This window comes from Longimicrobiaceae bacterium (assembly GCA_035936415.1).
Lineage (GTDB): Bacteria > Gemmatimonadota > Gemmatimonadetes > Longimicrobiales > Longimicrobiaceae > JAFAYN01.
Window position 1 is genome coordinate 1 of the sequence record DASYWD010000308.1, and the last position, 12,229, is coordinate 12,229.

Here is a 12,229-nt window from a genome sequence, read left to right on the forward strand (position 1 = left end):
TCCGCCTCCCCTGCCGAAGAGCGAGAATATGATCAGGATCGCGATCACGTAGAAGAGGAGGCGCCCTCCGCCGCCCCCTCCGGAGGAGGGCCCCCGGGCGGGCTGCCGCAGGCCGGGCGCTTCGCCCGTGAGCTGGAAGCCGAAGCGCTCGGCATACTCCTGCGCCAGGGCCTGGACCGCGAGGTGGATCCCCCCGCCGACGTCCCCCTGTCCCAGCCGGGGCACCATGTACTCGCGCCCGATCCGGCCCGCCTCCCCCGCGGTGATGAAGGTGTTGGTCCCCAGCCCCGTCTCGATCCGCCACTTCCGGTCCTCCATCGAGACCAGCACCACCGCCCCCGTGTTGCGGGCCGCATCGCCGGGCTCCCCCGCCCGCCCGATCCGCCATTCCCGCCCGATCTGCAGCGCGACCTCGCTCGCGGGGCGTCCCTGCAGCGACGGGAGCGTCACCACGACGATCTCTCCGCCGGACTTGGCGCGCACCTCGTCGACGATGCGGGTGATCTGCGCCTCCTGCTCGGCCGGGATCACGTTCGCGAAGTCGTTCACGTACCCCGTCGGGCGGGGGAGCCGGAGCTGCGCGCCCGCGGGGAGCCCCGCCAGCAGGCCCAGCAGGAGCACGGCGAGCCCCGCCCGCCACGGGAGCACGCTTCTCGCTTGATGCACTACGGATCGCCTCGTACGTTGCTTCACGTCGTTTCCCGTTTCCACAGCCGGAGCCGTCGATGAACCCTCGTCTCGTCCCGCTCGCCGCGCTCCTGGGCTCGCTGGCGCTCGCCGCCTGCGACTCGGATCCGCAGGTGACCGTCCGGGCCACCCTGGACGGCGCGCCCGTCGCGGACCTCCCCGTCCGCCTCCTCCCCTACGACCGCGAGGAGCTGCTGGAGTCGCTCGCATCGGCCGCCAGGTCCCCGGAACCGGCGATCCCGCCGGAGCTCCTCCAGCAATTGCAGGGCCTCCCGGCGGCGGAGCGCGAGGCGCGCGCGCGCGGAGACACGGCCCTGGCGCGCTTCCAGGCGATGCGGCGGGTCCTGTTCGCCCGCGCGGACTCGGTGCGCGCCGCGCGCCGCGAGTGGGCGCAGGCGACGTACGCGGCGTTCGACTCGCTGGCCGCGCGGCGCGCCGAGACGGCGGGCCGACTGGAGGCGGTGGACACCACGGACGCGTCCGGGACCGTCAACTTCGAGGCCAAGCCGGCGCGCTGGTGGGTCTACGCCCGCTACACGCTCCCCCACAGCGAGCTCTACTGGAACCTCCCCGTCGAGGTGGCGGGGGACAGCACCGTGGTGGAGCTGACGCGCGCCAACGCGCGGGAGCGCCCCTTCCTGTAGCCGCGCGGCGGCGGAGCGGGGCCGTACGCAGGGAGGGGACCCGTCACCGGGTCCCCTCCTCCTTTTTCGGCGTTTCCGCCGGCGGGTCGGGCACGGCGCCCCCGGCGCCCTGCGGCTGCGCCGTGGGCGGCGCGCCGGCCTCCGCCGCGATGGCCGCGGCCGCGGAGTCGGCCAGCGAATCGAGGGCCGTGGTGTCTGGCAGCGAGCGCCCCCACTCCCACCGGTGGCGCACGTCCAGGGAGAACTGGTAGGTCGGGCCCGCGTAGAACGGCCGGGTGAACACGTCGCGCCGCACGCTCTCGTACGCCGCGCGCGCCCGCGTCCGCTCGTTGATCTGGTAGTCCAGGCCGATCCCGGCCAGCGGGCTCTGGTCGCCCACCGCGGGCACCCCCACCTCCAGGGTGAGGAACAGGTCGTTGCTCAGCTCCCAGCCGAACTCGAACGTGGGCGTGGTCAGCCCCACGACCCCGAGCGCCTGCCCCAGCCCGAGCCCACTGCCCAGCTCGGCCCCGCCGGAGCGCACCCGGACGTAGTCCACCAGCCCGGAGCGCGACAGCTCCTGCTCCAGCTCCGCCGCCACCAGCCCGCCGAAGAGCTCCTGGGCCAGGATCTGCTGCGCGAGGGCTCCCGTGGTGCCGCCCAGGTTGGCGGTGGAGCGCCCGAAGATGAGATAGCTCAGCAGCTCCGACTCCGGGAGCGGCGGCCGGGTGTTGGAGCTGAGCCGCAGGGTGGGCGACTGCAGGGTGCCGCCCACCTGTACCTGAACCTGCAGCACCGATCCCGTGCTCGCCTGGTCCAGCGTGCGGACCTGGTTGGTGGCGACGATGTCCAGCGTGGGGTTGAGGTCCGGCGTGCCGTAGAACTGCACCAGCCCCCGCTCGATGTCGAACTCGCGCCGCAGCGGCCCCACGCGCAGGGCGTAGGTCCCGCGCACCGCCTCCAGGTCGCCGTAGATGCGGGGCTCGCCCCCCGCGCGGGTCACCAGCAGGTCGCCCCGGATCTGGATCCGCGCGTCCTCCGACTGCAGCCAGACCCCGTCGTCCACCACCACCTGCAGCCCGGCCACCTGCAGCCCGCCGAACAGGGCGGCGGCGGAGGCGCCGGCGACGCCCTCCGGAATGGTGTCCGCCCCGATCTCCCCCACGTCCACGTCCACGATCGCCGCGGCCCGGCGCTCGCCGAAGGTGGGGATCCGGATCGTCCCTTCCTCCAGTACCAGCCGGCCGGAGAGGGTCGCCTCGGGGAGCCGGCCCGCGATCCTCAGGTTGGACGACACCTTGAGCTGCGCCAGGTCCTCCCGGTCGATGACGTCGAAGTTCTCCGCCAGCACGTTCAGCAGGACGCGCGGCCGCCCCAGCTCGTCCAGGAGGATGGTCCCGGTCACGCTCGCCGTCCCGTCGCTCCGCGCGGTCAGCGTGTCGATCCGGATCTCCTCGCCGCGCAGCACCACCCGCGCGCGGATGTCGGTGAAGCGCTGCTCCAGCGGCACCACGGTCAGCGCCCCGCCGCGAACGGCCGCCACCCCGTTCACCTCCGGGTCGTTCAGCGTACCGCCCACCACCAGGTTGGCGGCGAGCAGGCCCTCGCCCTCCGCGAGCGTGGGAACGGCGGCGCTCACCAGCGAGAGCGGGACGGAATCCGCCGCCACACGCACCTCCAGCGGCTCGTCGCGGAGCAGCTCGAAGCCGGGGACGGTCCCGCCGAGCGAGACCAGCATCGGCACCGAGCCGGTCACGAGCAGGGAGTCCCCGGCCGCCCGCACGAGCGCCTGCCCCACGAGGCGGCGGCCGGCGTAGCGCGCCTCGATCGCCACCTGCGACGCGGAAAAGCCCGCGTAGTCCAGCGAGTCGATGGAGCCGGTGACCACCATTTCCGGCGAGCCGACGGGCCCCTCCAGGACCACCGAGAGGTTGACGATTCCCTCCAGCTCCGGCGCAGCGTTCGTGAGGCGGCGCATGATCGAGAGGTCCACGGCGGTCAGCTGTACGCGCAGCTCGGCCTCGCCGGTGGGCGGGAGCCGGCCGTCCACCAGGATGAGCCCCGTCTCGTCGCCCTCCCGACGGAGCATCAGCCGCTCGATGGCGATGCCGTCCACCCCGCCCCAGCGGATCCGCGCCGGGTTCGCCAGCCGCCACTGCACGTCTCCCAGCCGCAGGGCCAGCGACTGGAGCTCGGTCCCGCGAAGCTCGCGCCCGTCCAGCGCCAGGGAGCCGGAGACCGCGAGGTCGCTCTCCCCGTCGCGCCGCGCCAGCACGCCGAAGGTGGCGAGGCCGGGGACGGCGTTGACCTCCAGGCGGACGCTCTGGAACTGCTCGCGCCCGGCGAGCAGCACCTGCTCGCCCTGCAGGTTGCCGTACCCGGTCCACCCGCCGGGCCCCAGCGAGCCGCGGGCCTCCAGCGCCAGCTGCCCGGCGCGCCAGGTGCCGTAGCGAAGCCCCGTCCCCCGCGTGGCGAAGCTGAACGCCGGGTTGCGGAAGGACCCGGAGATCCACCCCTCGGCGGCGAGGGATCCGGCGAGGTCCGGCTGCTCCACCCCGGCGCGGGCCAGGAGCGGAGCCAGGGTGCTCAGATCCTGGGCGGCGAGGGAGACGCGCAGCGGCTCGGCGACAGGACGGGTCAGCCCCCAGGTGCCCGAGGCGTTGATGCGCGCCCCGCGGAAGGTGGCCGCCAGGGTGTCGATGCGGAGCACCCCATCGTTGGCGGCGAGGCGGACCCGGGCGGCGTCCAGCGGCACTCCCGCAAGGGTGGAGGAACGGGCGTCCAGGTCGATGCGTCCCTCGAAGGTCTCCGGCGTGGTCCCCCGCCCCTGCACCTGCAGCGCGGCGGTGAGGTTCCCGGGGGGGAGCCCCTGCCCGCCCGGGAGGAGCTGCGGGTTCACCCCCGCCACCTGTCCGGTGACGAAGTACGAGGGGACGTCGCCGGGGCGGAACCACCCCTCCAGGTCCACCAGCCCGCCCAGCCCGCGGAGGTCCACGTCGAAGCGGTACGGCTGGCGCCCGCCCCCGCTGAGCTGGATGGGCCCGGTGAGCGGCGAGTTGAAGAGCCCCGGCCTCCCCAGCACCGTGCCCAGCCGGAATTCGCGGAGCTGCCCCGCCACGTCGAACTGCATCCCGTCGCCCGGATCGCGGACCCGGCCGCCCAGGGCGAAGGCGCCGCCCTGGTGCGCCAGGTCCACGTCGAAGCCGAAGTCCTGCGCGCTCCCCCGGGCGGAGAAGGTCCCCGTGAGCGGGCCCTGCACCGGGTTGTTCGCGGCCAGGAGCACGCCGGAGCGGAACGCCTCCACCTGGCCCGACACGTCGAAGCGCAGGGGCTCGCCCGGGAGCAGGGTTCCCCGCGCCGCCAGCCGCCCCGCCGCCCCGCCGAAGTCCACGTCGAAGTTGGCCCGCTCCGCCGTACCCGAGATGGAGAAGGGGCCGCTCAGCGTCGCCGTGCGGAAGGGGAGCTGCGGGTAGAGCTCCGTGAGGGTGGCGAGCGCGAGCGGCGCGGCGCGTCCGCTGACCTCGTAGCGGAGCGCCGGGTCCGTGGAGATGCGGGCCGACAGGTCGGTGACGCGCGTGGCCGGGGCGTCGCCCACCTCGTACGCCACGGCCCCGCCGGTGAGCCGCAGGTCGGAGGGGGTCCCGCTCGCGACGGCAGACCCCCGCAGGACGCCGCGGAGCATCTCCGCCCGCGCGGGGTCGTCGACGAGCGGCGAGAGCGCCGCCAGGTGGAGGGGGCGGGCCTCCACGCGCACCCCGTCCAGCCGGAAGGGCGCATCGCCCCCGACGGCCACGTTCCCGACCGCCGACACCACGGAGCGCTCGCCCGTGGCGTTCTCCGGGCGGAAGCTCGCCGCGAGGTCGATCCGGAGCGCGCCGCCACTCCCCTCTTCGATGGTCTCCAGGCTGGTGACGGTCCCGCGGAGCTCCCCCTCGTAGGGGATCTCGGCCTCGACGAGCTGGTCCAGGGTGGAGAAGTCGAGCGGGTCCAGCGTCAGCCGGGTGTCGTAGAAGCTCCAGGGGCCTTCCCCGCCGACGGTGGCGGCCAGACGGCCCGCCACGCGCGACTCCGGGGTGGTCACCACCAGGTCGCTCGCCCGCAGCGCGGTGCGCCCGCCGGGGAGCGACTCCACGTCGAGCGCGAACGCCGCCCGGCCCTGCGCGGGCACGTCGAAGCCCAGCCCGCGCAGGTCCGAGAAGTCCAGCGGGTTCGCCCGGAGCTGCAGGTCGTAGAGGATCCGGTCCTCGGCCAGGCGGAAGGCGCCCTCGCCGGCGAAGCTGGAGTTCTCCGTGCGCAGCGTCTCCACGGCGAAGCGGTACCGGTCCGGCTGCACCTCCTCGATCCACCCCTCCAGGTCGGTCACGTGCACGTCCGGGTTCACCAGGCGGGCGTCCAGCTCGGCCACCTCCACGCGGATCCCGCGGTCCCCCCCCACCCGCACCAGCGGCAGGTAGGCGTCGATGTCGCGCACCTGGAAGACGCGCATGGCCCGCCCGTCGATCCGCTGCACCGGGGGCCCGCCCCGCGACGCGAAGCGCGCGGCGGCGGGATCGTCCGGCGCGACCGGCCGGGCGATCAGCGCGCGGCCGTCGTAGATGAACACGTCGTGGAACATCAGCGGGCGGGCGGCATCCTCGCCCACGGTGTCGCCGGCCGCGGCGAAGCGCACCTCGTTCCCGTCCGCCTCCACGCGGAAGGCCTCGGTGAGGTTCCACTCCCCGGCCGGGGTCTCGACCAGGCGCACGAAGGGCTCGTAGACCTGCAGCCGGTCGAAGTGGATGGGCCCGGTCCCGGAAAAGGTCGTGGACGCGAAGGTCAGCCGCGCCAGGGGGGCATAGACGATGGTGTCGCCCGAGGGGTCGAGGATGGCCACGCGCCGCAGCGCCATGCGCATGTTCCCCTCCGCGTCCACCTCCTCCAGCTCGAACGCCGAGCGGGGGAGCCGGAGGCGGTTCTGCACCTCCAGCGCCGCCTCGTCCAGCCGCGCCTCGCGCACGTAGACCCGGACCCCCGCCCAGAGCAGGAGGAGCCCGATCAGGAGGCCCGCGAGGGCCAGCCCGGTGCGCTGCGGACCGGAGAGGCGCGCCATCAGAACGCCTGTCCCACGGCGATGTAGAACTGCAGCCGGCTGCGGAACCGACCCTCGGGATCGAACCTGGGGTCGAGGGTCACCGGGTCGCCGGTCTCGGAGAAGCGGATCAGGGGACCGACCGGGTCGTCGTACGGATTGTACGCGGCATCCAGGCGGATCGGACCCACCGGCGTCAGGAACCGGAGCCCGACCCCCGGGGTGAAGCTGAACCGGGACTCGCCGACGAGCGTGTCGCTGGCGCTCGTCCACACCCGTCCACCGTCCACGAAGGCGGCGATGCGGAGGTTCTCGCGGAACACCGGCGATGGCATTCGCAGCTCGACGGAGCCGATCACCATCCTCGTCCCCCCGACCCCGAAGGGAATCGTGTCGCGCGGCAACACGCCCAGGCTGTCGGGCTTCGCGCCCGGCTCGGGCGTGTCCACGTACACGCGCGGCCCCAGGCGGTTGCGCTGAAACCCGCGGACGCTGTTCGGTCCGCCCGCGTAGAACCTGCGCTCCGGGGGGATGTACCCCTCGGCCCCGATCACCCCTTCCAGGAACGTCCCTCCCTGCAGGCGGCCGGCGAGGACCCATCCCTCCCGGATGCGGCGGTAGGCCGACGCATCGCTGAAGAGGCGCAGGAAGCGGTCGTCGGAGGCCAGGAGGGTGGTCGCCCAGTCCACCGTCCCGCGTACCTGGTATCCTGAGACCGGGTACACGTCCGACCGGGTGCGGTCGCGGATCGCGGAAAGGGTGAAGAAGTTCGACCAGCGGCTCTCCTGCAGGGGCTCGATGTCGGCCGCCGTGCACCTTTCCAGCGACACGCAGAAGAAGAGCGGCTCCGCCTGCGTGGAGCCGCGGTTCACGGTCACGGCCGCGATGGCGAGCGTCTGCGGAGCCACCTCCCGGTTGACCGCCAGGCGCCCCCCGGTGGCGGAGCGGAGGTACGTTTCGAGCTCGGAAAGCCGCTCGGAGTACAGGCTGAGCGCGGTGCTGGTCTGCGTTCCGAAGAGGCGCGGCTGCACGAAGTCCGCGGCCACGCGGTAGTTCAGCACGTTTCCGAGGGTGTCGTTCCCCAGCGCCCGGCAGAGGCTCTGTTCCAGCCCGGCCGCCAGCGGCTCGCCCACGCCCACCTTGGAGACCGACGCGGCGAGCTCCAGCGTCCGTCCGCCGCCGAAGAAGTTGCGGTTCAGCCGCCGGGCGTCGGCACGGAAGCAGTCGATGGTCCCGTACCCGCCCGCCACCTCGGCCAGGTACTGCGGCGCCTCCACCACCCGCACGATCACCGTGGCGCTGGCGCTGTCCGGGTTCAGCTGCAGCGAGTCCGGCGCGATCTCGACCGAGGCGAAGCTCACCATCTGGAAGTCGAACAGGTTCCGCTGGCTCCGGGTCAGCTCGGAGGGGCGGAGCACCGCGTCCTCGCGGATGGCGAGCTGGCGGCGGACGGTGCGCTGGCCCAGGCGCTCGGCGCCCAGGATCACCACCGTGTCCACCCGCACCAGCGGGCCAGGCACCGCCTCGAAGCGGGCCTGAGCCACGTCGGCGATGGTGTCGAGCGCGTAGTTGCGGAGGACCTGGGCGTACGCGTAGCCGTTCTCCAGCAGGCGCCCCTGGATGGTGTCGGCGGAGGCGAGGAAGCCGGATCGCCGGAAGGGGCCGCCCTCACGGAGCGGGAGCCTGCGCTCCAGCTCCTCGGGGGGGATGATCCCCTCCGTCCCCGCCACCTCCAGCTCCTGGAGGGTGACCCGATCGCCCGGGACGACGGCGAAGCGCACGGCCACCTCGTCTCCGCCCGCGTTCTCCACCGTGGGGGTGACGCGGGTCCCGTAGTAGCCGTGGTCCCGGTGCACGATCAGGATGCGGGCGACGTCCTGCTGCAGCTCGTTCAGGTCGAGGAAGTGCCTCTGCCGTCCCAGCCCGAAGAGGCAGACGGGGAGCCCCAGGGTGCGGCAGCGGGTAGGCTGGGTGGCGATCACCGCGCGGAGGGTGTCCTCCCGGACCACCATCTCCCCGGCGAACTCCACGCTCTGCACCTCCTTCCCGGCGAACTCGGCGAGCCCCGGGTAGGGGCCGCCCGCCGGGGCGTTCTGGACGCACGCGGCCAGCACCACCGCGAGGCACGCGGCGGCCAGCCGCGCGAAGCGGACGAGCACGCGAGAGATCGGTCCGGAACGGTTCAGCATGCGCGACGGGACGCGTGGAACGGGCGCGGCGGGCCGGACCGGGGCGCCGGGTGGCGCACGCCGGGCCGAGGGCCCGCGGGACGGTGCATCGGTACGCTCAAGCGCCTGCACGGAACGGCGCCCCCCGCGGACGGGAGGTGCTCCAGGGGTGGAAACATCCGGACCGGAACCACCCGCGCTCGCGCATCTAGCGTGCCAGGAGGAGCATACCTCGCGAGCATCCCGCTCCCTGCACGACACGACGGAAGTGGCGCGGCTACCGTGCTACCCGCGAGGCACCCCGGTTACTCCAGGCGCTCTCGCGACTTTCGGAAGATACCGCCTCGCGCCCGCGCGGCAACGTTTCACCCCTGAAGGGTCCCGGACCGACGCGAAAAAGGCCGGCCCCGGAAACCCGGGACCGGCCCTCGACACCTGCAGCGAGCGGAAGACCGCCCGTCAGACCGCCTTGAGGATCTTCTCGAGCTGCTCGGGCGAGAGCTCCTTGCCGGCGTTCTTCCCCATGCGGCGCCCGCGGTTGGCGCGGGGCTGCTTGAGCTCGGGGGTGTAGACGGTCTCCTCGGTGGCGCTCCCGAAGCCGTAGCCCGGCAGCTCCACCCGCGGGAGCGCGTAGCCCAGGAGAAGCTCCACCTGGCGCACGTCGCCGATCTCGCCGCCGGACATGAAGGTGATGGCTTCGCCCTTGGCCCCCGCGCGCGCCGTGCGGCCCACGCGGTGCACGTACCCGTCCGGGTCCTGCGGGGCGTCGTAGTTGATCACGTGCGAGATCCCCTCGACGTCCAGCCCGCGCTGCGCCACGTCGGTGGCGACCAGCACCTGCACCTCGCCATCGCGGAAGGCGTCGAGCGCGCGGACCCGCTCCTTCATGCTGCGGTCGCCGTGCATCACCTCCACACTGATCCCGGCGCGCTGCAGCTGCCCGGAGACCCGGTCCGCGCCGAACTTTGTGCGGGTGAAGACCAGCACCGAGTCCATCCCCGGCCGCTTCAGCAGCTCCAGGAGGAGCCCCGTCTTCTTGCTCTCCTGCACCGGGTAGACGAACTGCTCCACCCCGTCGGCCGTGGTCTTCTGCGGCGCCGCCTCGACGGTGACCGGGTCGCGCAGGCTGTCGTAGGCCAGCGACTTCACCTCGTTCGGCATGGTGGCCGAGAAGAAGAGGGTCTGCCGCTTCTTGGGGCAGTGCCGGAGGATCTCGTTGATCTGCGGGCGGAAGCCCATGTCCAGCATGCGGTCCGCCTCGTCCAGCACCAGCACCTCCAGCCCGGAGAGGTCCACGTTGCCGCGCTCCAGGTGGTCGATCAGGCGCCCCGGCGTGGCGACCAGCACCTCGTAGCCGGCGCGGAGGCCGCGGACGTCGCGGTCCACCGGCGTCCCGCCGTACAGCACCCCCACGAAGAGCTCCGAGCCCTTCGCATACTCGCGCGCGTTCTCGTACACCTGGATCGCCAGCTCGCGCGTGGGGCAGAGGACCAGCGCCTTCAGCCCCTCCCTGCCGCGCAGCCGGTGCAGCGTGGGCAGCATGAACGCCGCCGTCTTTCCGGTCCCGGTCTGGGCCTTGCCCAGTACGTCCTTCCCCTCCAGCGCCTCCGGGATCGCCAGCTGCTGAATGGGGGTCGCCTCCTCGTAGCCCAGCTCCGTCACCGCCCGCACCAGCTCCGGCGCGAGCCCAAGTTCGTTGAAACGCATGTAGCTCCTTTGCAGGCCCGGGCTCTTCCCTTCCGGGTCCGTCTTCGTGCGCGGCCTCGCGCCATGCGCGCGACGGTCCGCTCGGCCTGTTTTCACCTGGCGGTGCGGTGCTCGGGAAGCAGCGGCCGGGACACCCGGGCGGGTCGCCGCGGGGAGCCGAAGGAGCACCGGTGTTGCACCTGCATTCACAAATACAAGTGAATTTAACACATGCGCACGGCTGCCGCCACCCGGCCCCGCGGGACGCTCCCGGAGCGCCGCGCCCCGGATGGGGCCGGCTGACGCGAAAGGTACGGGGCGACCCTCCCGCTGGTGGCGGCACGGTATTTCCCGGGTTACAATTACGCCGATTCGGCCGGAACGGGCCGACGGGCGACCGCGCCGCGGCCGTCCCACGCGCGGAGATGCGGACACAGCGATCTCATGGCAGACCTGCAAAACTTCGTAGGCCCCAACGCGGGCTACGTGCTGGAGCTTTACGAGCGGTACCTGGCCGACCCCGGCTCCGTGGACCCCGGGTGGCAGGACTTCTTCCGCTCGTTCACCCCGCCCGCCCCGGAGGGTGCGGCACCGGCGGGCGCCGTGGCCGGGGGGTACGACCCGGACACCATCGTCGCGGCGCACGAGCTGGCCGAGGCCATCCGCGCGCGCGGGCACACGGCCGCGCGCCTGAGCCCCATCGCCCCGCCGGCCGCGCCGGACCCGGCGCTCCGCCCCGAGGCCCACGGGCTCTCGGAAGCCCAGCTCGCGGACCTTCCCGCGGGGGTGGTGCGCAGCCCCGCCGCGCAGGGCGCCCGCCACGCGGCCGAGGCCGTGGAGAGGCTGCGGGAGCTGTACTCCGCGACCGCCGGCTACGAGTTCGACCACATCCAGGACCCCGCCGAGCGCGACTGGCTCCGCGAGCGCGTGGAGTCCGGGAGCCTCCGCGCTCCGCTGGACGCGGAGCGCCGCCGGGCGCTGCTGCAGCGCCTGTCGCAGGTGGAGGGCTTCGAGCGCTTCCTGCACAAGGCCTTCGTGGGGCAGAAGCGCTTCTCCGTCGAGGGGACGGACATGCTGGTCCCCATCCTGGACCAGGTGATCGAGGACGCGGCGGCCGGGGGTGCGTCGGACGTCGTCATCGGCATGGCGCACCGCGGCCGGCTGAACGTGCTGACGCACGTGCTGGGCAAGCCGTACGAGATGATGGTGGGCGCCTTCATGGGGCGGAAGACGACTCCGGCCTCCGACGCCGGGGTGGAAGACCTTTCCCAGGACGTGAAGTACCACCTGGGGTGGCGCGACGCGAAGCGGGTCGGCGAGCGGGAGGTCACCGTCACCCTCGCGCCCAACCCCAGCCACCTGGAGTTCGTGGACCCCATCGTGGTGGGGATGACGCGCGCCGCCCAGGACGACACCTCGGCCCCGGGCGTGCCCGCCATCGACCACGGCCGCGCGGTGGCCGTGCTCATCCACGGCGACGCGGCGTTCCCCGGCCAGGGGGTGGTGCCCGAGACGCTGAACATGCAGTCGCTGCCCGGCTACGCGGTGGGCGGCACCATCCACCTGATCGCCAACAACCAGGTGGGCTTCACCACCGACCCGCAGCAGGGCCGCAGCACCCGCTACGCCAGCGACCTGGCAAAGGGCTTCGAGATTCCCGTCGTGCACGTGAACGCCGACGACGCCGAGGCCTGCCTGGGCGTGGCCCGCTTCGCCCTGGCCTACCGCGCCCGCTGGGGCAAGGACGTCGTCATCGACCTGGTGGGCTACCGCCGCTGGGGGCACAACGAGGGCGACGAGCCGCTGTTCACCCAGCCCGTGATGTACGGGGTGATCAAGGACCACCCCACCGCCCGCGAGGCATTCGCCGCCCGCCTGGTGGAAGAGGGCGTGGTGACGCGCGAAGAGGCCGACGCCTCGCTGAAGCGCGTGCTCGACGAGCTTTCGGCCACGCTCGAGGGGCTGGGCGAGGCCGCCGCCGCGCACGGGCACGACAC

Annotated in this window: 6 protein-coding genes; 2 read left to right on the forward strand and 4 right to left on the reverse strand. The window is 73.3% G+C overall.

Translation table 11 applies throughout. From position 1 onward, the window contains the following. Positions 1 to 666 (reverse strand): TPM domain-containing protein (locus VGR37_12785; protein HEV2148273.1); only part of this gene is annotated, 666 nt, incomplete at its 3' end. A gap of 59 nt (positions 667 to 725) precedes the next feature. On the opposite strand from VGR37_12785, the gene VGR37_12790 reads away from it, so the two are divergent. Then, positions 726 to 1,331: a hypothetical protein gene (locus VGR37_12790; protein HEV2148274.1), complete on the forward strand. Its 606-nt coding sequence runs from the start codon at positions 726 to 728 to the stop codon at positions 1,329 to 1,331. Positions 1,332 to 1,374: 43 nt separating this feature from the next. Here the strand turns inward: VGR37_12790 and VGR37_12795 are convergent, their stop codons facing one another. The 3 genes from VGR37_12795 to VGR37_12805 all read right to left on the reverse strand — a co-directional run bounded on the left by VGR37_12795 (position 1,375) and on the right by VGR37_12805 (position 10,253). After that, on the reverse strand, positions 1,375 to 6,399 hold the full coding sequence (locus tag VGR37_12795; GenBank protein ID HEV2148275.1) for a translocation/assembly module TamB domain-containing protein: 5,025 nt from the start codon (positions 6,397 to 6,399) through the stop codon (positions 1,375 to 1,377). Further along, the gene (locus tag VGR37_12800; protein ID HEV2148276.1) at positions 6,399 to 8,537 is read right to left on the reverse strand and encodes a BamA/TamA family outer membrane protein; all 2,139 of its coding nucleotides are present in this window, start codon (positions 8,535 to 8,537) and stop codon (positions 6,399 to 6,401) included. The genes VGR37_12795 and VGR37_12800 overlap by 1 nt, the downstream gene beginning before the upstream one ends. A gap of 468 nt (positions 8,538 to 9,005) precedes the next feature. After that, complete coding sequence (locus tag VGR37_12805; protein ID HEV2148277.1) at positions 9,006 to 10,253, reverse strand: DEAD/DEAH box helicase; 1,248 nt, start codon at positions 10,251 to 10,253, stop codon at positions 9,006 to 9,008. 423 nt (positions 10,254 to 10,676) lie between these two features. Between VGR37_12805 and VGR37_12810 the strand changes: the two genes are divergently transcribed. Continuing rightward, positions 10,677 to 12,229, forward strand: a 1,553-nt coding sequence (locus VGR37_12810; protein ID HEV2148278.1) for a thiamine pyrophosphate-dependent enzyme, incomplete at its 3' end; no start/stop codon positions are given.

Excerpts from the sequence above, each read along its gene's own strand:
- VGR37_12790 (HEV2148274.1), top strand. The coding sequence starts at position 726 with ATGAACCCTCGTCTCGTCCCGCTCGCCGCGCTCCTGGGCTCGCTGGCG.
- VGR37_12795 (HEV2148275.1), bottom strand. The coding sequence starts at position 6,399 with ATGGCGCGCCTCTCCGGTCCGCAGCGCACCGGGCTGGCCCTCGCGGGC.
- VGR37_12805 (HEV2148277.1), bottom strand. The coding sequence starts at position 10,253 with ATGCGTTTCAACGAACTTGGGCTCGCGCCGGAGCTGGTGCGGGCGGTG.